General features: G+C 43.8%; 19 protein-coding genes. 16 read left to right on the top strand and 3 right to left on the bottom strand.

Annotated features, from left to right (window positions below; all coding sequences use genetic code 11):
* The first annotated feature begins 84 nt into the window (after positions 1-84).
* Entirely contained in the window at positions 85-300 is a 216-nt protein-coding gene (locus tag F941_RS09935; RefSeq protein WP_005010730.1) for a DUF1653 domain-containing protein, read from the top strand.
* A gap of 49 nt (positions 301-349) precedes the next feature.
* On the top strand, positions 350-940 hold the full coding sequence (locus tag F941_RS09930; protein WP_005010729.1) for an O-methyltransferase: 591 nt from the start codon (positions 350-352) through the stop codon (positions 938-940).
* 106 nt (positions 941-1,046) lie between these two features.
* On the opposite strand, the gene F941_RS09925 is transcribed toward F941_RS09930, so the two are convergent.
* Entirely contained in the window at positions 1,047-1,253 is a 207-nt protein-coding gene (locus F941_RS09925; RefSeq protein WP_005010728.1) for a hypothetical protein, read from the bottom strand.
* A gap of 498 nt (positions 1,254-1,751) precedes the next feature.
* On the opposite strand from F941_RS09925, the gene F941_RS09920 reads away from it, so the two are divergent.
* A complete protein-coding gene (locus F941_RS09920) occupies positions 1,752-2,798 on the top strand; it encodes a linear amide C-N hydrolase (protein WP_005010727.1) in 1,047 nt (348 codons plus the stop codon).
* A 115-nt stretch (positions 2,799-2,913) separates the two neighbouring features.
* Here the strand turns inward: F941_RS09920 and ahpC are convergent, their stop codons facing one another.
* Entirely contained in the window at positions 2,914-3,477 is a 564-nt protein-coding gene (ahpC, locus tag F941_RS09915; protein ID WP_005010724.1) for an alkyl hydroperoxide reductase subunit C, read from the bottom strand.
* Between the two features lie 411 nt (positions 3,478-3,888).
* Here ahpC and hrpA point away from each other — a divergent pair, with 411 nt between their 5' ends.
* The 8 genes from hrpA to F941_RS09875 all read left to right on the top strand — a co-directional run bounded on the left by hrpA (position 3,889) and on the right by F941_RS09875 (position 17,131).
* Complete coding sequence (hrpA, locus tag F941_RS09910) at positions 3,889-7,809, top strand: ATP-dependent RNA helicase HrpA (protein ID WP_005010722.1); 3,921 nt, start codon at positions 3,889-3,891, stop codon at positions 7,807-7,809.
* A gap of 30 nt (positions 7,810-7,839) precedes the next feature.
* On the top strand, positions 7,840-8,955 hold the full coding sequence (locus tag F941_RS09905) for a beta-ketoacyl-ACP synthase III (RefSeq protein WP_005010721.1): 1,116 nt from the start codon (positions 7,840-7,842) through the stop codon (positions 8,953-8,955).
* 11 nt (positions 8,956-8,966) lie between these two features.
* Positions 8,967-9,731 carry a lysophospholipid acyltransferase family protein gene (locus F941_RS09900; RefSeq protein WP_005010719.1) on the top strand — a complete coding sequence of 255 codons (765 nt, stop codon included), beginning with the start codon at positions 8,967-8,969 and terminating at the stop codon, positions 9,729-9,731.
* Between the two features lie 178 nt (positions 9,732-9,909).
* Positions 9,910-11,925, top strand: a complete 2,016-nt coding sequence (locus F941_RS09895; protein WP_005010716.1) for a PcfJ domain-containing protein — start codon at positions 9,910-9,912, stop codon at positions 11,923-11,925.
* A gap of 139 nt (positions 11,926-12,064) precedes the next feature.
* Positions 12,065-13,780 (top strand): AAA family ATPase, encoded by a 1,716-nt coding sequence (locus F941_RS09890; RefSeq protein WP_005010715.1) that lies wholly within the window; start codon positions 12,065-12,067, stop codon positions 13,778-13,780.
* A 93-nt stretch (positions 13,781-13,873) separates the two neighbouring features.
* Positions 13,874-14,860, top strand: a complete 987-nt coding sequence (locus tag F941_RS09885; RefSeq protein WP_005010714.1) for an ion transporter — start codon at positions 13,874-13,876, stop codon at positions 14,858-14,860.
* A 191-nt stretch (positions 14,861-15,051) separates the two neighbouring features.
* Positions 15,052-15,972, top strand: a complete 921-nt coding sequence (locus F941_RS09880; RefSeq protein WP_005010712.1) for a LysR family transcriptional regulator — start codon at positions 15,052-15,054, stop codon at positions 15,970-15,972.
* 151 nt (positions 15,973-16,123) lie between these two features.
* Entirely contained in the window at positions 16,124-17,131 is a 1,008-nt protein-coding gene (locus F941_RS09875; RefSeq protein WP_005010711.1) for a sensor domain-containing diguanylate cyclase, read from the top strand.
* A gap of 222 nt (positions 17,132-17,353) precedes the next feature.
* Here F941_RS09875 and F941_RS09870 read toward each other — a convergent pair whose 3' ends face one another.
* The gene (locus tag F941_RS09870; RefSeq protein WP_005010708.1) at positions 17,354-17,782 is read right to left on the bottom strand and encodes an OsmC family protein; all 429 of its coding nucleotides are present in this window, start codon (positions 17,780-17,782) and stop codon (positions 17,354-17,356) included.
* Positions 17,783-17,929: 147 nt separating this feature from the next.
* Between F941_RS09870 and crp the strand changes: the two genes are divergently transcribed.
* From crp to F941_RS09845, 5 genes are all read left to right on the top strand, one after another.
* Positions 17,930-18,637: a cAMP-activated global transcriptional regulator CRP gene (crp, locus tag F941_RS09865; RefSeq protein ID WP_005010706.1), complete on the top strand. Its 708-nt coding sequence runs from the start codon at positions 17,930-17,932 to the stop codon at positions 18,635-18,637.
* A gap of 218 nt (positions 18,638-18,855) precedes the next feature.
* A complete protein-coding gene (locus F941_RS09860) occupies positions 18,856-19,905 on the top strand; it encodes an NADP(H)-dependent aldo-keto reductase (RefSeq protein ID WP_005010703.1) in 1,050 nt (349 codons plus the stop codon).
* A 287-nt stretch (positions 19,906-20,192) separates the two neighbouring features.
* Positions 20,193-22,772 (top strand): ATP-dependent chaperone ClpB, encoded by a 2,580-nt coding sequence (gene clpB, locus F941_RS09855; protein WP_005010701.1) that lies wholly within the window; start codon positions 20,193-20,195, stop codon positions 22,770-22,772.
* A 233-nt stretch (positions 22,773-23,005) separates the two neighbouring features.
* The gene (locus tag F941_RS09850) at positions 23,006-23,836 is read left to right on the top strand and encodes a hypothetical protein (RefSeq protein WP_005010699.1); all 831 of its coding nucleotides are present in this window, start codon (positions 23,006-23,008) and stop codon (positions 23,834-23,836) included.
* Positions 23,837-23,838: 2 nt separating this feature from the next.
* Entirely contained in the window at positions 23,839-25,383 is a 1,545-nt protein-coding gene (locus F941_RS09845) for a GH3 family acyl-acid amido synthetase (RefSeq protein ID WP_005010696.1), read from the top strand.
* Positions 25,384-25,389: the final 6 nt, after the last annotated feature.

The following is a 25,389-nucleotide window of genomic DNA, read 5'->3' as shown; positions in this document are numbered from 1 at the left end:
GAAAGTTAAAGGAATTTGTCTGTTCACTGGAATGCTCCGTGCTATGCTTTATGCAGAAATTCATCACCATCTCTGGGTAAGTTTATGCTTAAAAAAGGTATTTATCAGCATTATAAGGGTCAGCTGTATCAAGTGTTTAATGTGGCGACGCATAGTGAAACAGAAGAAAAGCTAGTGGTATATCAATGTTTATATGGTGATTATTCATTGTGGGTGCGGCCTTTAACGATGTTTAGCGAGACGGTAGAGCATGAAGGCAAAACAGTTGAGCGTTTTAAGCTGATTCAGGAAGTGGAATAGTCATTGCTGTTCTACTGTTGCAAATGTATTCACTAAGGCAGGAGGGCTGATGAGCATTCCGGAAGAATTTTTAAAGCAAGTTAATGCGCTGTATCAGCAATTTCAAGCGCATGACGCACAGCAGTCAGACCGTTTAAACCGTTACCGCAATATAGAACCGGAGTCAGCGCATCTACTGGCTGTGCTGATCCGTGCCCAGCAGGCGCAGAACATTTTGGAAATTGGCACATCGACCGGCTATTCAACATTGTGGCTGGCCAATGCTGCGCAAAGTACACAGGGCCATGTTACGACTATTGAAATTGATTCCGAGCGCACAAAGCAAGCCCAGTCATATGCAGAACAGCTTCAGCTGCGCAATCTGGTTGATTTTCAAGTTGCAGATGCTTTGTATTTTCTAAAGCAATGCAATGAAATATATGATTTTATTCTGCTGGATGCAGAGCGCGATGCCTATGTTGAGTATTGGCAGTATCTGCCGAATCTATTGAAAAAGAAAGGCGGATTGCTCGTGGTAGATAATGTGCTGTCGCATGCATCCGAAGTGGCGGAATTTATTGCTTTGGTGCAGGAGAGTAAGCAATTCATGTGTGTCACACTGCCTGTAGGCGCTGGATTGCTCTTGGTCACAGCCAATTAAAATAATTCTGTATTATTCATGTAAAAGCCATCAATTTGAATGGTTGATGGCTTTTAGAATTCAGCACAATTTCAAAGCATGTATTTTGATCAGCGAAAGAATTTAATTACTGAATGCTGACCCGGGTAAAGTGAAGATCATATTCTAAATATTTATGCACAAAGGCCATTTTGTCATTACATCGCATCATGTTGTTATAAATAAATTCAGGCACAGGGTGGAATAAATCACCTGTTCCATTGGTGTAAAAAATTTTTAGATAGCGTGAAGAAGCGCTGTATTTCCAAGTTTTTACAGCAAGCGGCGTTCCCATAAGCAACCCCCTTAAAATTATTATGTTTCAGCTGCTGAAACTATCGCAGGCTTCATTTGAACTTATGATAAATCTGGGTGGGGCGATGTAGCAGAATTGTAAAAATAAATCGAATATTTAAATGTTTTTCAGCTGTTAAAACCGCTTTTATGATTTGGCGCTGAAGTGCGGATGGCCCAATAAAACGGCAATATATGAGCCGGCGTAAATGCCGTATATGTTAAGAAATCTAAAAGTTTAACAATTATTAATTTTGCAGAGGGCATGTTATAAAAATAAAGGCCAATCTGAATGGAAAAACAATCATTTTACGCTTTGGATAAGGGTTTAACTCGAACAGCCGTGCTTTTAGCTGGTTTTAGGTTACCGCTGGATAGGAGATTGAGTGAATTTTCGGACCGCTTGAGTCCGATAATATAGCTGCGCAGTTTTACATATTTTACATCAATAGACTTTATAACAAATTTGTATTTTTTAGGTTTTAGAGAGGTTTCAGGTATGAAAAAGACGATTTGCTGCGTATTGGCGGCTTCTGGAATTATGCTGTCATCGTTGGCTGAGGCATGTACGCGCGTGGTTTTTCATGGTGAAAATAATAATGTCATGACAGCCCGCTCTATGGATTGGAAATCTGATGTAGGGACTAATCTTTGGATTTTGCCCAGCGGTGTAAAGCGCACTGGACAGGCAGGGCCTCAATCTGCAAGCTGGACTGCGAAATACGGCAGTGTTGTTGCAACGGGCTATGATATTTCTACTACGGATGGTGTAAATGAAGCCGGCCTGAATGCGAATCTGCTGTGGCTGGTAGAATCTGAATATCCGCAAACTGGAAAATCAAAAAAACCGAAATTGAGTATTTCCTTATGGGCTCAATATGTTTTAGATAATTTTTCAACTGTGGATGAAGCCATAAAATTTCTGCAAAAAGAACCATTTGATGTGATTACAGATCAAGTTCCAGGCGAAAAGCGCCTTGCTACACTGCATTTGTCTATTTCGGATAAAAGCGGCGATAGTGCAATTGTTGAATATATTGGTGGCAAGCAGGTGATTCATCACAGCAAAGCTTATCAGGTCATGACCAATTCTCCGACCTTCGATCAGCAGCTGGCATTAAATCAGTATTGGAAACAAATTGGCGGCACAACCTTCCTTCCGGGAACGAATCGTGCGGCTGACCGTTTTGCGCGCGCTTCTTTTTATATTCAAGCCATTCCAAATAAAGCTGATTCCAACAGCAGTCTAGCCAGCGTATTCAGTGTAATCCGCAATGTTTCCGTTCCATTCGGCCTGAACACGGAAGAAGAGCCGAATATTTCATCTACCCGCTGGCGAACGGTGGTGGATCATAAGCGCAATCTTTATTTCTTTGAGTCTGCTGTTTCACCAAATGTGTTTTGGGTTGATTTAAACAAAATCAATTTTAAAGACGGCAAAACAAAAATGCTGAATTTAGGCAAAGACCAAAGCAATACTTATGCAGGGGATGCAACAGCATCTTTTGTAGAAACGAAGCCTTTTGTCTTTTTAGGCATTAGTTAATGTAAAGCGGAAGAGCTGAATCAGCCAGCTTTACGGGCGGATTCTCGACTTTAACGTGAAGCAAAAAAAACCGCGCAATTTGCGCGGTTTTTTGATCACTTCAATCTAATGCAGATTAGATTTTACCAACTAGGTCGATTGAAGGAGCAAGAGTTGCGTCGCCTTCTTTCCATTTAGCTGGGCAAACTTCGCCTGGGTGAGCGTGAACGTATTGCGCTGCTTTAACTTTGCGAAGAAGTTCTTGAGCGTCACGGCCGATACCGCCAGCATTGATTTCAACGATTTGAATTTTGCCTTCTGGATCGATAACGAAAGTACCGCGGTCAGCAAGACCAGCAGATTCAATTAATACGTCGAAGTTTTTAGCAAGAGTCCAGTTCGCATCACCCACCATTACATATTGGATTTTTTTGATTTCTTCTGAAGAATCATGCCAAGCTTTGTGAGTGAAGTGCGTGTCAGTAGAAACTGAGTAGATTTCAACGCCTAATTTTTGGAATTCAGCGTAGTTGTCTGCAAGGTCGCCAAGCTCAGTTGGGCAAACGAAAGTGAAGTCTGCTGGATAGAAGAATACAACTGACCATTTGCCTTTAAGATCGGCTTCGGTAACTTCAATGAATTTACCGTTTTGGAATGCTTGTGCTTTGAATGGTTTAACTTCAGTATTAATTAAGCTCATCATTGTCTCCATGATTGAGGTTTGTATTTAATTTCCAATAGAGTATAGGACTTCTTGTTATTGCTGAAATGGTATTTTTACATTAAATAGATCGGAAAAACCGAACTAAGCCAAAATGCCATCTCATCAAAATCATGATTTTAAACGTTTCAGCCATTTTTATGACGCCGTTCCAGCAAAGCTGTTTTAACATAGCCATATGATGCTGAAATGAAAAAACCAGTAAAAAAACATCTGTTCCTCAACTTCGCTTAGAACATGATGCCATTGCTGTTAAAATTCAAGGCTAAATTAAAAAAAAGTTAAAATTAAACAAAATTTATCTACTTGATCGGGGCTGAGATGTTCTTCCGCTTCATGTCATTACAGCGTAAAATAGCGCTTTGTTGTTTTTATTAGGAATCTTGTTCTGTGCAGAGTCGTTTAAATGTAGATCAGCTTGTGATGGCGCGTGACCTTCACCGTTTAAACCGACTGAAAAAGGGCAAAGATGCAGATCAAAAACAGCATCAGGAATTATTCGAAAAATCCAATGCCAAAGTCCGTGAGCGGATTCAGCGCATTCCAAACATCAAGCTCAATCAAGATTTGCCCGTTACTCAATATGCAGACAAGCTGATTGAAGCGATTCAAAAGCATCAAGTGATTATTGTGGCAGGTGAAACCGGTTCGGGTAAAACCACGCAGCTGCCGCAAATTGCCATGCTGGCAGGCCGCGGTTTAACCGGATTGATTGGCCATACGCAGCCGCGCCGTCTGGCTGCGCGCAGCGTGTCACAGCGTATTGCAGAAGAAGTGGGTGAAAAGCTTGGCGAATCCATTTCGTTTAAAGTCCGCTTTAATGAACAGGGTTCACAGGATTCAATACTCCGCTTAATGACGGATGGTATTTTATTGGCAGAGCTTTCAAATGACTACTTTTTAACCAAATACGACACCATTATTATTGATGAGGCGCATGAACGTTCGCTGAATATCGATTTCATTATGGGCTATTTGAAGCAGCTCTTGCCGCGCCGCAAAGATTTAAAAGTCATCATCACGTCTGCAACACTCGATGTAAACCGTTTCAGCAATTACTTTCATGGCGCGCCGATTTTTGAAGTAGAAGGCCGCAGCTTTCCTGTAGAACTGCGTTACCGTCCGATTTCAGAACTGAATATCGGCGGCAGTGATGACGATGAGTTTGATGATTTTGAGGAAAATCTGCCGCGCGCTGTTGTACAGGCTGTCGAAGAATGCTTCCGGGACGCACAGGAAAAAGGCCATCCTGAATATGCGGATACCCTCATTTTCGCCAGTACGGAACAGGAAATCCGTGAACTGCAAGAGACTTTAATTAAGCATGGCCCGCGCCATACTGAAGTCTTGCCGCTGTATGCGCGTTTAGCCCTTGCAGAACAGCAAAAAATCTTTAATCCCACCGGCGGCGGGCGGCGTATTATTATTGCGACTAACGTTGCGGAAACGGCTTTAACCGTACCCAATATCCGTTACGTGATTGACAGCGGTTTCGCCCGTATTTCCCGCTACAACTACCGTTCCCGGGTGCAGCGCCTGCCGATTGAAGCCATCTCGCAAGCGGCAGCCAATCAGCGTAAAGGGCGATGCGGCCGTATTGCCCCAGGTGTCTGTATCCGCCTGTATAGCGAAGACGATTTCCAAAGCCGCCCTGAATTCACCGAACCTGAAATTAAGCGGACCAACTTGGCTTCGGTTATTTTGCAAATGCAAAGTTTGGGTTTGGGAACTTTAGAAGACTTTGACTTTATTGAGCCGCCTGATCATCGCTTAGTCAATGATGGCCGTAAGCTTTTAATTGAACTGGGCGCTTTAAAAGAAAAATCAGCAAAAGCAGATCAAGCGAGTGCACAAAGTTCATCAAAAAATAGTCAGCGGCACTCCAATAATAATGATGGCGCTTTAACCAAAATCGGTCAGCAAATGGCGAAAATGCCGATTGACCCGCGTTTGTCACGGATGATTTTAGGCGGCGCGCATTTTGGCGTGCTGAATGAAGTTTTGGTGATTGTCGCGGCTTTGGCGGTGCAAGACCCGCGTGAACGCCCTGCGGATAAGCAAATGCAGGCCGATCAAAAGCATGCTTTATTCCGCGAAGAAGATTCAGATTTTCTGTTCTATCTTAAGCTTTGGGAAGCCTTGGTTGCCAACCGTGACATGAGTGAAAACAAACGCCGCACATTTGCACGCAATCACTTTTTAAGCTGGCTGCGGTTGCGGGAATGGAAAAAAACCCATGAACAGCTGGTCGATTTGGCAAAAGGCTTAAAGCTTTCATTTAATGAAAAGAAAGCCAACTATGAAAATCTGCATCGCGCTTTGCTTACAGGCTTATTGTCGTTTATTGCCAATAAGACCGATGAGCGCAATGTCTTTATGGCGGTGCGCCAGCAAAAGGCCCGGGTATTTCCGGCCTCGACTCTGCACAAGAGTAATACCCCCTGGGTGATGGCTTTTGAAATGGTTGAGACGTCTCAAGTGTATTTGCGGACTTTGGCTAAAATTGAACCTGAGTGGATTTTGCTTGCCGCAGGCGATTTGCTGAAGCATCACTATTTTGAACCGCATTGGTCGAAAAAAGCCGGGGTGGTGAATGCCTATGATCAAATCTCATTGTTTGGCTTAATTATTGAGCCGAAACGTCAGATCAATTACGAAAAAGTGGATCAGCCTGCGGCGCATGAAATTTTCCTTCGTGATGCGCTGACGACTGGGAATCTTGGAATTTCACCGCCATTTTTGCAGCACAATTTGCTGAAACTGGAAGAAGTTGAGCGGGTAGAAGATAAGCTGCGCCGGCGTGACTTGGTGGTGGATGAAGAAACCATTTACCAATTCTACGCGTCTAAAGTGCCGGAAGAGGTGGCCAGCCGCCGTTCGTTTGAGGATTGGCGCGCTACGGTTGAGTCTAAAGAGCCGCGCTATTTATTTGTCGATGATGATGCGCTGTGGCTGAATGACCGCCCAGCCACGCAGCAGTTTCCTGATTATTTGCGCAATGGCGAGTTGCGTTTAGCTGCCAGTTACCGTTTTGATCCAAGCCATGATGAAGATGGCGCAACTATGAAAATTCCAGTTCAGGCGCTGCCGCAGGTAGATGAAAATATCTGGTCGTGGGGCATTCCCGGCTGGCGTCAGGATTTAATTGAAGCCTTACTCAAAGCGCTGCCTAAAGATAAGCGGCGTCACTTGGTGCCTATCCCAGATACTGCACGGAAGCTGTCTGAGCGAATAGATGCGGTGCATCTGCAGCAGCATATTTTTAGTTTTTTAGCCTTCCAGCTGCGTGGCGAACAAATTACTGAAAAAGATTTCAGCTTTGAGCGGGTTGAACAATATTTATTGCCGCTGATTAAAGTAATCGATGAAAAGGGCCGTGTGATTGAACAAGGCCGTGATTTATCGGAGTTAAAAGCGCGCTGCCGCACAGAGACTCACAGTCCAGTCAAGCAATTGAAAGGGGAGTTCCAGACTTTCCCTGAAAACTTTGTTTTTGAAGCATCGCAAAAAGTCACGGGTGTGGTGGTGAAGCAGTATCAGGCGCTTGTACCTGTGAAAGATTTTGCTTCACTGGAGCAAAAAGATGAATCGGGCGTCGTGATTCAAACCTTTAATGATCAATTTGAAGCGGTGAAGCAGCACCGTGAAGGGGTCATCCGTTTAGTGCATTTGCAGCTGGGCGACCTCGTGCGCCAGCTGAAAAAACAGATTTCAAAACCGCTGGCATTGGCTTATTCTTCGCTGGGCGACCGAGCTAAATTAGAGCAAATGTTAGTTTATGCCACACTGCAGATGGCAATAAATGAGCTTCCTGTCAATATTAATGAATACCAAAACTTGGTTTTAAATGTAAAAAAATCTTTCTTAACGCATGGGCAAAACGCTTTGGCAATGCTCAGCGATATCTTCATTCAATGGCAGGATATACGGCGCAAACTGCTGGTTTTAGACGATTCTGTGTTTGGAAAAAATATTGATGATGTCGAAGATCAGCTTGACTTAATGAGCCTTTCGGATTTTGTCTATGTCAAATCTTCCGATATTTGGCAAGAATTTCCGCGTTATTTAAAAGCCTTGGTCTTGCGTTTGGAGCGCTTACCAAATAACCTTCAAAGGGACAATTCTGCCATTGATCAAGTAGATCCGTGGATGGAAAAATTATTTAAGTTTAAAAATGACACTCGCCTTAAAGAATTGTATTTCATGGTCGAGGAGTTGCGTATCTCTTTATTCTCCCAGCCGATGAAAACCAAGATGCCGATTTCTCCTTCCCGCTTGCAGAAAGCATGGGAAAAACTTGGAATCAATTAAAATACAGGTAATTTGAAACAGGAGTTTTACATGGGCATCCGCATTACAGGTACTGGCTTATATCATCCAGAAGATGTTATTACCAACGAAGAGTTAGTTGAAGGTTTAAATGCCTATGTGGAACAGTACAACTCAGAGAATGCTGAAAAAATCGCCTCAGGCGAATTAGAAGCGCGCCGCGGATCTAGCGCAGAGTTCATTGAAAAAGCGTCTGGCGTAAAGCGGCGCTACGTGGCGGAAAAGACCGGTATTTTAGATCCAAAACGCCTGCGTCCGCTGTTGCATGTGCGTTCCAATGACGAGTTGTCTATTCAAGCCGAATGGGGCGTTGCCGCAGCGAAGCAAGCGATGGAAAATGCAGGCGTCACTGCGGCTGATATTGATGTCGTGATTCTGTCTTGCTCAAATATTCAGCGCGCATATCCAGCTGTAGCCATTGAGATTCAAACAGCGCTTGGCATTGAAGGCTATGCTTACGATATGAATGTTGCATGCTCTGCAGCAACTTTCGGCATTAAGCAGGCGTATGACGCCATTAAGGCTGGCGCCCGCCGCGTATTATTGGTAAATGTGGAAATTACTTCTGGCCATACAGACTTCCGTTCGCGAGACTGCCACTTCATCTTCGGTGATGTTGCTACAGCTTCGATTATTGAAGACACAGAAACTAAGACGGGCTTTGAGGTGCTGGATTTCAGCCTGTTTACGCAGTTTTCTAACAATATCCGCAACAACTTCGGTTACTTGAATCTGAGTGAAGTGGATGCGGATATTGACAACAACCGCTTCCGTCAAGACGGGCGCAAAGTGTTTAAAGAAGTCTGCCCGCTGGTTGCCAAAATGATTACCAAGCAGCTTGAGAAAAACGAAATTGCGCCGCAAAGCGTGAAGCGTTTCTGGCTGCATCAAGCCAATGCCAGCATGAATGAACTCATTTTAAAACTGGTGGTGGGTAAAGAAAATGCACAGCCGGACCTTGTGCCGATTATTTTAGATGAATTTGCCAATACTTCTTCAGCAGGTGTCATTATTGCATTGCACCGTACCGCAGACCAAGTGGATGACGGTGAATTTGGCGTATTGTGTTCCTTTGGCGCGGGCTATTCTGTGGGTTCAATCCTTGTGCAAAAACACGTTGCAGCTTAAGGAAAACAGCATTGCAGGTTGAGCATGATGCAAAATGGATAAAGCGCGTTAGTGCTTTATCCAAACTGTATTTCAGGCCAACATTTTTAGGCGCGGAGCATTTAGACGCATCTAAGCCTGCAATGTATGTCGGCAATCATACGATTTACGGTGTGCTGGATGCGCCGATGATTATTGATTACTTGTTCAATGAACATAAAGTGGCTGTGGTGAGCTTGGCTGACCATAGCCATTTTTATTTGCCGGTTTGGCGCAGTATTGTCAAAAAGTTTGGCGCTGTGGATGGCGTGCGGGAGTATGCGAGAACTTTAATGGCACAGGGGTATTCCATCCTGGTTTTTCCGGGCGGGGGCCGTGAAGTGCTGAAACGTAAAGGCGAAGCCTATCAGTTGATATGGAAAGAGCGTTATGGTTTTTTAAAACTCGCGCAAGAGTTTGGCTATGACATTGTGCCTTTTGCGGCCTTAGGCGGTGATGAAGTTTTTGATTTGGGTTTTGATGCTAACCATATTGTTCAAAATAAATACTTTCAGAAATTGCTGAAAATTCCTAAGCTAGGCAAACTGCTGCGTCATGGCGATGTCATTCCGTCATTGCCGAGCCACCTGATTCCGAAGCGGATACCGTTTTATTTTCAGTTTATGCCACGGCAAAGCCTCAAGCAGATTGAAAACATGGAACAGTTGAGCGCTTTCAGATTGCAAATTCAGCAAGCAATTTACTATTCATTAGACGACTTAAAAGAATTAAGAAACGGCAGGGCTGATAAGCTGTAAAAAATTAGCAAAGTCATTTTTCCTGGCTGTTCATCATGGGTAGCGCATAAAGACTTTTCTTGAAGACGTGCGCCAGCGGCGGCGCTTGAGACCAAAATTAGATAAAAAGTATAGAGGCATTGATTTAGTTTGATTATATTGGGTAAATTGAAAGTGCATTGAAGATGCAGGAGGCGTTATGCACAAGGAGCGGTCAGTTTCCGAATTGGCGAATGCTGCGCAGCAGCTTTTGCGCATTTCTCCTGAGCTGAGTTATTTGATTCAGGATCAGCAGGATTTAGCGTCTCAAATCACTGCGCATCAGCTGTTTAAAATCAATCAAGAACAGCGCCGAATTCACATTGCATATCCATTTTTTGATATTCAGTTTTTCACACCTCAGCCCGCTGCAGAATATGCAGCTGACAGTTTGGTCCGCAGCAATTTTGATTATCAGCATCACAAGTCGGAACAGCTGGAAGATTTTTTTCTGCAAGATATTCATTTTCAAACTGGTGATTTAAAAGCGCAGCATCCGCTTTTTTTACGCGGGAAAGCGCAGCAGTTAAGAGAGATCTTGGCTGATGATATTTTCAATCGGGTATTGGGGGAACAAAAGCTGACCGCGGCGCTGCAGCGCATGAATCCGTCTCAAGCGCAGTTTACCGATCAGCTGATGATGGATTTACAATTTTATCATGTGCCGGCGGTTCAGAATTCTTTGGTTGATCAAACGCCCATAGATAAAAATATTTTGCAGTGTTTTCAACAGCTGTGCCGCTTAGATACGGTCTTGGCGCATGATTTTCTGCCTTTGCAGCCATTAATGGAAAGTTTTGATGAGTTTTGCTTCAGCGCTGCGCAATTTTTAGATCCTTCAGTTTATCGAATTGTATCGCTGTTCTATCGCGAGCAATTTAATCTGAATGAACTGATAGAGCTGGAAGATGATATCCGTTTGCTCTATCTGCATGCCAAGGAACAGCCGCATCTTTTAGGTTTTGTGCGCTTGATGAATCGTGAAGTGTGGCACCGTTCTGACCTGCTGTCTAAGCAGTATTTCTTAACGGCAAACCACCGGATTTGGCAAAAGAAGGCAGCGCTGCTGCCGTTATTTGACTGCAAGCGCGCTGTAAATTGGCTGTTTAAGCAATCCGCTGAGGTCTTGGATTGGATCAGCCTAAATATTCAGCATAGCAACATCCGCACTGCGGTGACTGCGCTAAGCTTTGTGGATTGCAGTCAGATGCACCCGCAGATTATTCTCGCCGTCTTGCAATATTTTCAGCATGTGTGCGCACGCTTATTTATACAAAGCTGCCATGCCATCGCGATAGAGCAGAACTGGTTTGAACACCCGCAAAATAAAACGGTTGTGCTGCAGGGGACTAAGCAAGCCATGGATGATCACCGCGTGGCCATCCGCCCCTCTATTCTGTATTTAGATGAATGGATGGCTTTGGCCAGCAATATTGCCAAGCATGATGATTTAGCCATGAAAAAAGTTTATCTGCGCTTGAGCCGTGTCATGCAGGCTTTCATGCTGCATTTGCAGAAAGTCACCCTGAATTTTCCAGAAGATCTGATGGCTTTTATTTTGCCCGAAACGCAGCGGGACAGAGACTTCTATACAGTACTGCAGCGCCATAAAATGCCGCAGGATGTATTCCGTCAGCAATTTTATGTGCAGAACAGCGGCACAATACGCAAAAGTATTTTCGACGCTTATGTGCGGGACTATTTAAGCGCGTATTTTGCAGAAACCAAAGCGGTGCCAAAAACTGTGACATGGTCAGGGCTGTTTCAGCAATCAGTGGCTTGGCACGAAAATAATCAGAAAGAGGAAATACTGGCAAAATTAAAAAAAGAGTTTTCTTTAGCCGATTGGAAACCGTTTTGTGCAGCGGCTGATGTGTATTTTGAGCAGTGGCATTTTCAGGAGCTGCAAAGTGTGGAACGTATTATCGAAGAGTCAAAAAAATTTCAGCACTGCCTTGCTGCCAGTTATGCGCAGCGCATTATAGAGGGGGAATATGCGGCTTTTCACATGTCACATTTGCTGCATCCGCTGCGGATGACTTTAGGCTGTATCCGTCAAAATGGGCAGCTGAGTTTTGATCAGCTGGAATTGCCGAATAATGAAAAAGCGGCTGAACATTTGGTACAGGCAGCCCAGCAGTTTATTCAATGGCTGAATGCTGAAATCGATAAATAAAAATTCAGGGTAAAACTTTTTAAAATTTATAGCGTTGAATTGCGGATGGTTGCTTTGCCGTATTGGAAATTTCTTTGCGCGCTTAACTTTTTAGCCAAAACTCGGTAGGCTATAGCCGTTCTTTCACGGTCTAGGTCATATGAAACAGGAAACTGCACTCAAGTTATTAAAAGCGGGCGAAAATGTCTTTTTGACAGGTTCAGCCGGTGCAGGGAAAACCTATACGCTGAATCAATACATCAATTATCTAAAAGCGCGCAAAGTGACGGTCGCCATTACTGCATCCACTGGGATTGCGGCGACCCATATGAATGGCATGACCATACATACATGGGCAGGCATTGGCATTAAAGATGCAATTTCAGAAGATGAACTGAAACGCATGAAAGAGCGCAAGTACCTCAAGGAACATTTGGAAAACGCGCAAGTGCTGATTATTGATGAGATTTCAATGCTACATGCCAAGCAACTGAATTTAGTCAATAAAGTGCTGAAATATTTTAAAGAGAGCGATGAGGCTTTTGGCGGCATTCAAGTGATTGCGGCTGGAGATTTTTTCCAGTTACCGCCTGTGGGCAAAAAAGAGGAAAGCAACCGCGACAAATTCTGCTTTATGTCTGAGGCTTGGGTGGAAGCAAAATTCCGCGTGTGCTATTTGACTGAGCAGCACCGTCAGGGGAATGATTATTTAAATGATATCCTGAATGCGATTCGCGGGCAGAGCATTGCAGAGGCGCATTTGCAGGCCTTAGAACAAACCCGCAATCAAGATGTCGGAGATACCTTTACCCGCCTGTATACCCATAATATGGATGTGGACAGCATCAACTTTAAGCACTTGAATGAAATTGATCAGGAATCCCGTCAATTTGATGCGCAGTGCGACGGCAATGAAAAACTGATCGAAACTTTAAAGTCGTCTGTGCGCGCGCCGGAAAATCTGACCTTAAAGAAACATGCCAAAGTGATGTTTGTGAAAAACAACTTTGACTTAGGGTATATCAACGGCAGCTTAGGTGAGGTGATTGCCTTTGAAGAAGATGATGAATATGGCGTACTGCCGAAGGTGAAACTGACGGATGGAACCACCTTAATTGTGGAGCCGGAAACATGGTCGGTAGATAATGATGAAGGCAAGACCATTGCCAGCTTTCAGCAGATTCCGCTGCGCTTGGCTTGGGCCATCACCATTCATAAATCTCAGGGCATGACGCTGGAAGCGGCGGAAATTAATTTGGCGCATACCTTTGAAAAAGGTCAGGGCTATGTGGCTTTATCACGCTTAAAAAGTTTGGGCGGTTTAAGATTGCTGGGTATGAATGAGCAAGCGCTGCAGCTGGACAGTTTAGCCATTAAAGCAGACCGCCGTTTTCAAGAGCTTTCTGAAGAAGCAGATGTGCATTTTGAAAATGCAGATTTTACCGTGCAGCATAAAGCGTTTATCCGCCATTGCGGCGGCACTTTGAATGAATATGAAATTGAGCGCAATGAGAAAAAACTGGCAAAATCAGGCGGCAAGCAAAGCTTTGCATCTGCAACCTTAGATGAAACCCGCGCTTTGTTTGAAGAAGGCTATGAAATTCAGGATATAGCTGTAGAGCGTGGTTTAACGCCAGCAACCATCATTAATCATTTAGGCCGGTTGCGCAAAGAGCAGGGGCTGGATATTTCTGTTGCGAGCCCAGGCGAAGAATCCGTCGAGCAAGTCCGCAAGATTTATAAGCGCTTAACTAAACGCAATGATGCGGAGCATTTTAATGATGACGGCAGCATTAAGCTGCGTCCGATTGTGGAGCTGACCAGCCCGCGCATGGGCTATGATCAAGTCCGCTTAGCGCTGCTGTTTGTAGAGTGACGAGGATTTGGGCATAGAATGCCGCAGCTGCTGGTTTTTTTTTAATAATATCAGTTAAACTGATGCATAATTTTTAGATTAAATCCAATCGCTATGGCATTTACGGCTTGGTATACGCTTCGAAAGTTTGTCTATAATAATTTGCATAATGATGAATACGAAACGGCCTTTAGCCGTGCAGTCAATTATTTTCTTATTCTGTTGATCCTAGGCAATGCCACAGCCGTGCTGCTTGAATCCGTTGATGATATCTATCAATCTTACCAGCTGCTGTTTGACAGCTTTGAACATCTTTCAATTTTCATTTTCAGCATGGAGTATTTACTCCGGCTCTGGTCTATTGCAGAACAGGAACCCTTTGAATCAGGCTGGAAAAACCGGCTGAAGTGGATTAAAAGCGGCGGAGCCATTATTGATTTGCTGGCGATCTTACCGGCTTATATTAACTTCTTTGTGCCTATTGATTTAAGATTCCTCCGAATTTTACGTTTATTGCGCCTGCTGAAGCTGACGCGTTACTTTATCTCGCTGCAAATTTTGCTTCGGGTCATAGAGCGTGAAAAAGGTTCCTTTCAAGCGGTTATCTTTATTCTCAGCATTATGATTGTGATGGCTGCTGCCTGTATTTATGTGGTAGAAAATAAAGCGCAGCCAGATGTGTTTACCTCTATTCCTGCCTCGATGTGGTGGGCGGTGGTAACGTTGACGACAGTCGGCTATGGCGATGTTACCCCGATCACGCCTTTGGGCCGGTTTTTAGGCGCCCTGATTACGATACTGGGCGTCGGGCTGGCAGCCTTGCCTGCGGGTATTTTGGCTAATGGCCTGGCCAATGAATTGGAACAGCGCAAACAATTTCTGGAGCTTAAATTTAGGGAACTTTTACAGCATTCGGAAATTGATTTAGTTGCTGATCAGGAAAAAATAGAAGAAATACGTAAAGATGTAGGCCTCACCAAAGAGCAGACACAGGATATTCTTTTGCAGTTGATGCGCGAACAGCGTGAAGAGGCCTTGAAGCAAGAACGGGATCTATATGAATATTGTCCGCATTGCGGGAAAAAATTGCCAGAATTGTAAATTGGGTTTTATTTAGAACTGTGCTATCAGATGTATTAAACGCCGAAAGAATGGCCTATTTACCAGCAATTAAACCCGAAGATGAATAAAAACGATCCTAAATCATGTTAAAATGAATTATATTCAATAATTAAGTGAAAAGCTGTATACTTTTCATTAAGAGTCTATTCGTTGCGCGGGAAAGAGCAGATATGCTGGAAATTCGTCATTTAAAAACATTAACTGCACTGAGAGAGCATGGTTCACTGGTTTCTGCTGCCAATGATTTATGCTTAACGCCATCTGCGATCTCACATCAATTGAAAGAATTGGATCATTGGTATGGGGTGGAAGTGGTTAATCGGCGTACCCGGCCTGTGACTTTTTCTAATGTTGGACAGCGTTTGCTGAAATTAGCTGATGATGTTTTGCCGCAAGTGCAGATTGCGCAATCGGACATCACCCGCATTGTGCATGGTCAAACTGGTCGGATCACTTTTTCTTCAGAATGCCACAGCTGTTTTGACTGGCTGATGCCGCTGCTGAATGCTTACCGCCAGCAATATCCTGATGTTGATTTAGATTTCGCCTCTGGTTTTGAAGCCAATCCGCACGAGCTGCTGCAAAATGCAGAATTTGATTTACTGATTACGGCAGATCCGATTACCTTAAAAGGCATCGAATATTTTCCGATTTTTGAATATGAATCCAGACTGGTGCTTTCACATACACATCCGCTGGTGCGCGCGGACAATATTACTGTGCAGGATCTGGCGAATGAAACGCTAATTACTTATCCTGTCGATAAGCACCGATTGGATATTATGGCGAAGCTGTTTATTCCTGCGAATATTCAGCCTAAACATATCCGCACGACAGATTTGACGCAAATGCTGATTCAGCTAGTGGCCAGCGGCCGGGGCATTGCTGCTCTGCCGGACTGGGTGGTCAATGAATATGAGCAGAAGGGTTGGGTAACGTCTCGCCGCTTGTCCTGCGTGTCGCCTAATGGCCTGCGCCGTACCTTATATGCCGGTTTTAGAACAGAAGAGAAAGACAAAAGCTATTTTGAAGGTTTCTTGAAGCAGCTGGAAAAATTTTCTCAAAAGCGCGCTACATATTATTCTTCATAATGTACCTTGGTCTGGATGGATAATTATGCAGACTGCATCACATATGCGGTCTGTATTTTTTGACAGGGTTATCAAATTATTGATTTTGAGCCTATACAGGGTTGCAAATAATTTTTAAAATTAAATCAATCTGAGTTTTCAAGAGCCTTTCATGCCTAAGTCTAAGCAGCCGACGCCGAAGCAATTAATGTCTGTCATTCAAACGCAAACAGCTATTGCGAAATTGGGTCTGGATTTGAATGCCGTGATGACTTTGGTGGCTGAGCAGGCGCAGTCTTTAACCCATGCGGAAGGTTCGGTTGTTGAACTGGCGGAAGATGGCGAAATGGTATACCGAGCGGTTTCGGGCGGTGCAAGCCATTTGCTGGGTTTGCGCCTGAGCCAGAAAAACAGTTTGTCTGGCTTGTGCATTGAAGAAAACAAAACACTTTATTGCCAAGATTCAGAATCAGATGTGCGGGTTGACCGTGAGGCTTGCAGAAAGGTTGGGCTGCGTTCAATGGCAGTGGTGCCGCTTGTGCATTGTGATGAGGCGATTGGTGTACTGAAAATATACTCAGAACGCGCTGATGCTTTTAAAGAAGGTGATTTGCAGCTGTTAGGCCTAATGTCAGAACTGATTGCAGCAGCCATGTACCATGCCACCAAATATGGCGCGCAGGAGCTGTATAAGCTGGCGACTCAGGATAATTTAACGGGCTTGGCCAACCGCGCGTTATTTTTAGACTGTTTGCGTCAAGGTTTGGAAAGCGCCAAGAAAAATAAAAAAGTCATCGGCATTTTAATGATTGATATGGACGGCCTGAAGCCGATTAATGATCGGTATGGACATCGCGCAGGGGATGCAGCTTTAAAAGAAATCGGTCAGCGGATTGCCAGCCATACCCGTAATGACGATTTAGTGGCGCGTTTGGGTGGCGATGAATTTGCCGTGATTCTGACGAATATTGCCGATTTGGATTTGGCGACTAAAGCGATGAACCGGATTGCGGAAACTTGCGGCTTGCCTTTTGCTTTTGAGAATGTCAGTTTGAAAATAGGCGCAAGTATAGGTCTGGCGGTATTTCCCGAAGATGCGCAATCGATTGATCAATTAATGGAAACTGCTGATTTAAAAATGTATGACAACAAACGCCAGCGTAAAATGGCTGATGCCTAGAGACGGCAGAACTGGCAAATGCTTGTCGGCAGAATTTTAAAGTCTAATTTTTAAACTTTAATTTGGACCGTTGGCCGCGTTTAAATCTGCGAAAGAACAGCGGGTAAATATTGACTACACGTGGACGTTTAAGCCGGTGCTCATGCAGATCTAATGTGAAGGATAAGCTATAAAAAAGTCGCATAAAATGCGACTTTTTTTATAGCGGCTAAAATTAAAATTTTAAACCGCTTCAGCTTCTAAAATTTCAAAATCGTGGGTAATTTCCACACCGCCATCCATCAGCATTTTGCTGGCAGAGCAGTATTTTTCTGCAGACAGTTCGATGGCTTTTGACACTTGCTTTTCTTTAACACCATTGCCTGTAATCACAAAATGCAGATGAATTTTGGTAAATACAGCAGGAATTGTGTCTGCCCGGTCAGCTTTAAGTTCACAGCGCACATCGGTAATATCTTGGCGTGCTTTTTTCAGAATGGTCACAATGTCAAAAGAAGCGCAGCCGCCAAGCCCTGTCAGGATAAGCTCCATTGGGCGTGCACCGCGGTTTTCACCGCCGTATTCAGGCGATCCATCCATGATTATAGTGTGGCCGCTTTGAGTTTTTGCTTCAAAAGCGACATTCTCTAGCCAATGAACACTCGATTGCATTGCAAGTCCTTAAAAAAAGCTATAAATTTACGCAGTACCTGTACACTAACATAAATTGAGATGATAAGGAATTTCACCTCTTTCGTGTGACAAGTTCATTTTAGGTCTTGTGCGATCTATAAATTATCCATAATCGGAATTGTTAGCATGACTTCAAGCTTTTCACAACTAAGCACTGATGCGCTGTCTCCTGGTCAACTCCCTGAGTCAGTTAAAGCATTATTAAAACGTGCATATATTAATCGTTATCCTAAACGCACGACTATCGTGGATGCAGGGTCAGAGTCAAAATCTTTATATTTGATTCTGAAGGGGTCTGTATCAATCATCTTAAGTGAAGATGATGAGCGAGAAATCGTAGTAGCGTACTTAAACGCGGGTGATTTTTTTGGGGAAATGGGTTTATTTGAAACCAATGCACAGCGCACAGCGGAAGTCCGCACACGTGATGTCTGTGAAATTGCTGAAATTACCTACGAAAACTTCCATGAATTAAGCAAGCAATATCCAGACCTGAGCTATGCGGTATTTGCTCAGCTGGTGCGCCGCTTGAAAAATACAACACGCAAAGTGACTGACTTGGCGTTTATAGATGTTTCAGGCCGTATTGCCCGCTGCTTAATCGATTTGTCATCGCAGCCAGAAGCAATGATTCTGCCAAATGGCCGTCAAATCCGCATTACCCGTCAAGAAATTGGCCGTATTGTAGGCTGTTCGCGCGAGATGGTTGGCCGTGTTCTGAAAACTTTAGAAGAACAGGGCATGATTGAGACTGACGGTAAAGCAATCTTGATCTTTGATGCATCTTTAGAGGCAAACAGTGAATTCTCTTCTGAGGAATTTGAAGAAGAATAGGTTTTCGATTTTAATGATGAATAGTTAAGCCAAAACGCGATTTAGCCAGATAGCGTTTTGACAAAAAAGCAAATCTTAGGATTTGCTTTTTTTATGGCGGCCTTTCTCATATTTAGGAACAAACTATCATGAAATAATGATTTAACCTGATGATAAGATTTGGTTAGTCTAAATGCATTTTGATATATCTGAATAAAGTAAAAAGGAATGGAAGAAATATGCAATTTAAAACGCTGGGACATTCAGGAATTCAAGTGCCGGAAATTTGTCTAGGCACCATGACATTTGGGGAGCAGAATACCCAAGATGAAGGCTTTTCACAGCTAGACTATGCTTTAGACCGCGGACTGAATTTCTGGGATACTGCCGAAATGTACCCTGTACCACCCAAGCCTGAAACCCAAGGATCAACAGAAGCCGTAATTGGCAATTGGCTGGCATCGCGCGGCGGGCGGGACAAAATCATTTTGGCTTCTAAAATTGCAGGGCCATCTCAAGGCGGCAGTCAAATCCGAAATGGGCAAACCCGCTTTATTGCGTCAGACATTGAGTCTGCTTTAGATGGCAATTTAAAACGCCTGCAGACGGACTATATTGATGTATACCAATTGCACTGGCCGCAGCGTCCAGTAAACTTTTTCGGCAAGCTGGGCTATGACAATGCAGAAGCTTTCAATGAGCGTGAAGTGACTGATTTAGCCGAAACTTTAACTGCACTCAGCAATGAAGTGAAAAAAGGCCGGATCCGCCATATAGGCTTATCTAATGAAACTCCATGGGGAACACTGAAATTTTTGCATTTGGCCGAACAGCTGGGTTTAGAAAAAGTCGTCAGTGTGCAGAATCCCTACAGCCTGCTGAACCGCACTTATGAGATTGGCATGTCTGAAATTGCGAAATATGAAGGTGTGGGCCTGCTGGCTTATTCGCCGTTAGCTTTTGGCTATTTAACAGGGAAATTCCGCAATGGCGCGCGTCCAGAAAATGCCCGGGTAACTTTATATAGCCGTTTCAGCCGCTACAGCAATCCTGAAAGCGAGTGGGCGGTAGAACAGTATGCACAGCTGGCAGAAAAGCATAATTTGACATTAACCCAGCTGGCGCTGGCGTTTATTAAGCAGCAGTTCTTTGTCACCAGCACCATTATCGGTGCAACCAGTTTGAATCAGCTGAAAGAAAACATTGATGCTTTTGAAATTAACTTGTCTCAAGATGTTTTACAGGGCATTCAGGCGATTCACCAAAAACAGCCCAATCCTGCACCTTAATTTATCTTACTGAAATGAGAAAAAAGCGCTTTTTGATGAGCGCTTTTTTTTGTATAAAAAACATGATTATTATCGTTTTTAATGGTGCAAGGGCTTAATACAAAACTTGTTGAAAAAAAAACTATTCGTCACTTGAAATAATTTTTCTTTATACCCATATTATATATAAGGTTTAATATTAAGCTGATTTAAGTTTTTGAAAAATATATCAAAATATTGCTTTGAAAAATGATAAACCGTTCCCATATATCCATTAAGTACACAATTTGTTGTGAGGAATAACAAGAATGCGTTTTGAAAAATTTACAAACCGGCTGCAACAAGCTCTCTCAGACGCCCAATCTTTAGCAATGGGAAAAGACCATACTGCGATTGAGGGGATTCATATCCTGGCGGCTTTGCTGGAAGAGCCATCTAATCTAAGTTTGCTGCAGCAGGCGGGCGCAAATCTGCCGGAGCTGAAAACTAAGCTTCAGCAAGCATTAACAGATACAGCAACCATCGCCAATCCAACAGGAGATATTAATTTAAATCCAGAAGCCGTAAAGGCGCTTAACCTGGCAGACAGTTTTGCGCAAAAAGCTGGAGATGAGTTCTTGTCTACCGATTGGGTCATTTTAGGTTTGGCTGAAACAGGCAAAACAAAGTCTTTATTAAATAGTGCAGGCGTAACTTCAGATAAGCTGCGTAAAGCCATTGAAAATATACGAGGCGGTGAACAAGTAATGAGTAATAACCATGAAGATCAGCGTGATTCACTCAATAAATATACACTGGATCTGAATGCGCGCGCTTTAGAGGGGAGACTTGACCCTGTGATTGGCCGTGATGAAGAAATTCGCCGCACGATTCAAGTATTGTCTCGGCGCAGTAAAAATAACCCTGTGCTGATTGGTGAGCCGGGTGTCGGGAAAACAGCCATTGTTGAAGGCTTGGCGCAGCGCATTGTGAATGGTGAGGTTCCTGAAAGCTTAAAAGGAAAACGGGTGCTGTCGCTTGATTTGGGTTCATTGCTTGCTGGCGCTAAATACCGCGGTGAATTTGAAGAACGCCTGAAAGCCGTGCTGAAAGATTTGGCTAAATATGATGGGGAGATCATCCTCTTTATTGATGAGCTGCATACCTTGGTGGGTGCCGGTAAAGGCGACGGCGCAATGGACGCCGGCAATATGCTGAAACCTGCATTAGCCCGCGGTGAATTGCGCTGTGTCGGTGCCACCACCTTGGATGAATACCGCCAGTATATTGAAAAAGATGCTGCGCTTGAACGCCGTTTCCAAAAAGTGATGGTTGATGAACCGAGTGTAGAAGATACCATTGCAATCTTGCGCGGACTCAAAGATAAATATGCCACCCATCATGGTGTGCAAATTTTAGACTCTGCGATTATCGCGGCGGCAAAAATGTCGCACCGCTATATCACTGACCGCCAGTTGCCTGATAAAGCCATTGACTTGATTGATGAAGCCGCTTCACGCATTAAGATGGAAATTGATTCAAAGCCAGAGCCGTTAGACCGTCTTGACCGCCGCCTGATTCAATTAAAAATGCAGCTTGAAGCGGTGAAAAAAGATGCTGATTCTGTAAGCAAGGCGGAAGTTGAGCATCTTGAAAAGCAAATTGCTGAAGTTCAGAAAGAATACAGTGACTTGGAAGAAGTCTGGATTGCGGAAAAGCGTTTGGTTGATGGTACAAACCAAGCGCAGATAGAACTGGATAAAGCGCGGACTGCGTTTGAAAAAGCCCAGCGTGAAGGCGACTTGGCAGAAGCGAGCCGTTTGCAATATGGCGTTATTCCAGAATTGCAAAAACGCTTGAATGAAGAAGAAGTTGCGGAAATCAATGAAGAGCCAAAACTGATTCGGACCAAAGTGACTGAAAACGAAATTGCTGAAGTGGTCAGTGCCGCTACAGGCATCCCTGTTGCGAAAATGCTGCAGGGTGAGCGTGAGAAGCTGCTGCATATGGAAGACTTTCTGCACAACCGTGTTGTGGGCCAGGATGAAGCTGTTGTGGCTGTATCCAATGCGGTGCGCCGTTCACGTGCAGGCCTGTCAGACCCGAACCGTCCAAGCGGATCGTTCTTATTCTTAGGCCCAACAGGTGTAGGTAAAACTGAATTAACCAAAGCTTTGGCAAACTTCCTGTTTGACAGTGATGACGCCATGATCCGCATCGACATGTCAGAATTTATGGAGAAGCATTCGGTCAGCCGTTTGGTGGGCGCGCCTCCAGGCTATGTGGGCTATGAAGAAGGCGGTGTGTTGACCGAAGCGGTGCGCCGTAAACCTTATAGCGTTGTGCTGTTTGATGAAGTTGAGAAAGCTCATCCGGATGTATTCAATATCTTGCTTCAAGTTTTGGATGATGGACGCTTAACGGACTCGCAAGGCCGTGTCATTGACTTTAAAAATACGGTCATTGTCATGACATCAAACTTGGGCTCAAATGATGTGCGTGAATTGGGTGAAGATGCAACAGAGTTTGAAATGCGGGCAGTTGTCATGAGCGCAGTCACACAGCACTTCCGTCCAGAATTTATTAACCGTATCGATGAGTTGGTGATTTTCCATTCACTTAAAAAAGATCAAATTCGCGGTATTGCTGATATTCAATTGGCACGCTTACGTTCACGTTTAAGTGAAAAAGATATGAGTTTAACTGTAGATGACAGTGCCTTTGATCAATTGATTGATGCAGGATTTGATCCAGTATACGGCGCCCGCCCATTGAAGCGCGCAATACAGCAGCAAGTTGAAAATCCTTTAGCTCAGAAGATCTTATCGGGAGAATTTGAAGCTGGAGATACTATTGTGATTAAAGGCGGAGATGGACATCTTAATTTTGAAAAGCTGAAATTAAGTTAATTTTGACCTTGTATATTCATTGATGTTTCATAAAAAAACCTAGCTTCGGCTAGGTTTTTTTATAGGTGTATTTATTTAACGCTTGTCGTATTTTTCGTTTCAATACGTAAACCAGATTGCATTTTTTTGAATGATGCAATTAATATGACCACCGTTCCAAAGAGAACAGGGTCTTTGATCTGGCTGTTAAAACAAAAAAAATACTGCCTAAAGGGCAACAGGGAATAAATACAATGATCGAATTTAAGCTTTTACGCCGTTTAAATAATGAGCCATACAGTGAGTATAAGCTGGCTGCAGATATTTCAGTTCACGAACTCAAACGGATGTACAGCATTTATAAAAAATATTATGCCAATACTGAATATGAAATTTTTGAAAAAGATTTCATGCAAAAGACGGGTGTATTTTTAATCAGAGATCCTAAGTCCAAAGAGATTGTCGGATTTTCAACAGTTCTAGAACGTGATTTTATTGTCGATGGCAAAGCGCATCATGCTTTTTTCAGCGGCGACACGATCATTGAGCAGCAGTACTGGGGCAGCAGGGCGCTGCAGCGGGCTATGTACCGCTACATTATCACTTATAAAATTCGCCATCCTTTTGCGCCATGCTATTGGATTCTCATTTCTAAAGGGTTCAAAACCTACCTGCTGCTGGCCAATAATTATTACAGCTATTTTCCGCATTATGGAGAGAAGCATCAGCGGTTGGAAAAATACATTAATTCCTATTGTGAACAGTATTTCAGTGAATATTTTGACCAAAACTCAGGGCTGTTGAATTTTGGCGAAGAATATCAGCCATTGAAGGCAGATGTTGCGCCGATTACACATGAAATGCGCGAAAAAAATGTCAAGATTGCATTTTTTGAAGACATGAACCCGACATGGGTTGATGGAACGGAATTGCCTTGTATTGGCGAACTGACATGGTTGGATTTGTACCGTTATGTTCAGCGATTCTTATCCAAATCGGACAGTAAAGGAAAACGGGACAGCTTAAAGAAAATAAAGCCGGCACTGCATATTGAATCTGCAACTACTAATTCAAAGGTGGCTTGAGAATGGGGATATTGCTGGCCGCTTCCCACCGCGTCCTAGAGGCCGCATGCCGAAGCGCTTTTCAGCGTTTTCGGCAGCAAGCGTCTCAGCTGGAATGGGTGCAGCGTAAAAAACTGAAGCATTTGGTGCTGCTGCATACTGGCCAGCAGTTAAGCTATGAGCAATTCGCTAAAAAGTACCCGCTGACTCGGTATGCGGATTGGAAATCCAACATTGAACAGTCCCGCCGCAGCGGGAAAAACTATTTAAGCGCAGAAAAAATTATCCGGTTTCAGCCGACCAGCGGCTCAAGTGAAGCGCTGAAATTTATTCCTTATACCCAAACATTTTTAAATGAATTGGATCAGGCGATAGGACTCTGGCTAAGAAGCCTATACCGCCAATACCCTAAGCTGAGAAATTCAACACATTACTGGTCTGTATCATGGCTGCCTGAAAGTCAGCGGAAGCTGCTGGAAAATGACAACCTCAATGATGACAGCGCATTGCTGAATGTGTCAAAGCGCATATTGAGCAAAATTACGCAGTCTGTGCCAGCTGAGATTGCATTGGCAGAATCGGCAGAAGACGCCATGTTCGCGACGGTTACTTATTTGGCCGCAGATAAGCATCTGGGCATGATTTCGGTGTGGAGCCCAACTTTCGCTTTGCAGCTGTTTGACATGATTGAGCAAAATCAAGCAGAAATTTCGATGATCTTAAGGACTGGAAAATGGCAGCGCAAGAGCCTGGACTTTCTTGAAGCGCCTAAATCCTGTGAGCAAAGTTACAAGCTAAGAGGGCTGGATTTTCAAAGTTCAGACGTGTGGAAGCAGCTGTGGCCGAAACTGACGTTAATTTCCAGCTGGGATACTGCCAGCGCTGAACAATGGGCAATTCAGCTGCAAAAGCGGGCTGCGGGAGTCAGCTTTGAAGGCAAAGGCTTATGGGCGACTGAAGGTATAGTGACGCTGCCTTTCGATGGCCAATACCCCTTGAGCTATCAATCTCATTTTTATGAATTTTTGCTTCAAGATGCAGAACTGCCCATTCCAAGCTGGCAGCTCAAGCAAGGCGATATTGTCAGCCCGGTTATTACAACCGGTTCAGGGTTAATGCGCTATGTTATTGATGATGAATTAGAGGTTACAGGCTTTTATCAGCAAGTCCCTTGCTTTAAATTCTTGGGCCGCAAACTGACAGTGGATTTGGTGGGTGAAAAACTGGATCATAGTGTTGCAGTCAATGTGCTCAGCCAATTTCAAATAGAAGATTATGTGCCTATCAGTTTATTAGGCATAGAGCAATGCTCAGATAAAAAGCCGCACTATGTGCTCTTGAGTGAAGGCAATGGGCAGCATCAGCCTTCAGCCGCGCAGTTAGATGAACATTTGAAACAAAACTTTCATTATGAACTTGCAAGAAATTTAGGCCAACTGGATGAGCCTGAAATTAAGCATGTAGATGATGCATGGCATTATTATAAAACTCTGGCGATGCATAACGGCATGATAGAGGGCAATATCAAGCCAGAACCTTTAAAGAAAATGAAAATAAAAATAGATTGAGTAGGT

Source organism: Acinetobacter bouvetii DSM 14964 = CIP 107468 (assembly GCF_000368865.1).
GTDB lineage: Bacteria > Pseudomonadota > Gammaproteobacteria > Pseudomonadales > Moraxellaceae > Acinetobacter > Acinetobacter bouvetii.
Note: the sequence above shows the minus strand (reverse complement) of the source record. Positions and strands in the feature narration are given on the sequence as shown.

Coding starts and splice junctions, on each gene's coding strand:
- crp (WP_005010706.1), top strand. CDS start 17,930: ATGACTTCAAGCTTTTCACAACTAAGCACTGATGCGCTGTCTCCTGGT.
- F941_RS09890 (WP_005010715.1), top strand. CDS start 12,065: ATGAAACAGGAAACTGCACTCAAGTTATTAAAAGCGGGCGAAAATGTC.
- F941_RS09925 (WP_005010728.1), bottom strand. CDS start 1,253: ATGGGAACGCCGCTTGCTGTAAAAACTTGGAAATACAGCGCTTCTTCA.
- F941_RS09930 (WP_005010729.1), top strand. CDS start 350: ATGAGCATTCCGGAAGAATTTTTAAAGCAAGTTAATGCGCTGTATCAG.
- F941_RS09870 (WP_005010708.1), bottom strand. CDS start 17,782: ATGCAATCGAGTGTTCATTGGCTAGAGAATGTCGCTTTTGAAGCAAAA.
- F941_RS09850 (WP_005010699.1), top strand. CDS start 23,006: ATGATCGAATTTAAGCTTTTACGCCGTTTAAATAATGAGCCATACAGT.
- F941_RS09935 (WP_005010730.1), top strand. CDS start 85: ATGCTTAAAAAAGGTATTTATCAGCATTATAAGGGTCAGCTGTATCAA.
- ahpC (WP_005010724.1), bottom strand. CDS start 3,477: ATGAGCTTAATTAATACTGAAGTTAAACCATTCAAAGCACAAGCATTC.
- clpB (WP_005010701.1), top strand. CDS start 20,193: ATGCGTTTTGAAAAATTTACAAACCGGCTGCAACAAGCTCTCTCAGAC.
- F941_RS09895 (WP_005010716.1), top strand. CDS start 9,910: ATGCACAAGGAGCGGTCAGTTTCCGAATTGGCGAATGCTGCGCAGCAG.
- F941_RS09845 (WP_005010696.1), top strand. CDS start 23,839: ATGGGGATATTGCTGGCCGCTTCCCACCGCGTCCTAGAGGCCGCATGC.
- F941_RS09875 (WP_005010711.1), top strand. CDS start 16,124: ATGCCTAAGTCTAAGCAGCCGACGCCGAAGCAATTAATGTCTGTCATT.
- F941_RS09860 (WP_005010703.1), top strand. CDS start 18,856: ATGCAATTTAAAACGCTGGGACATTCAGGAATTCAAGTGCCGGAAATT.
- F941_RS09905 (WP_005010721.1), top strand. CDS start 7,840: ATGGGCATCCGCATTACAGGTACTGGCTTATATCATCCAGAAGATGTT.
- F941_RS09920 (WP_005010727.1), top strand. CDS start 1,752: ATGAAAAAGACGATTTGCTGCGTATTGGCGGCTTCTGGAATTATGCTG.
- F941_RS09885 (WP_005010714.1), top strand. CDS start 13,874: ATGGCATTTACGGCTTGGTATACGCTTCGAAAGTTTGTCTATAATAAT.
- F941_RS09880 (WP_005010712.1), top strand. CDS start 15,052: ATGCTGGAAATTCGTCATTTAAAAACATTAACTGCACTGAGAGAGCAT.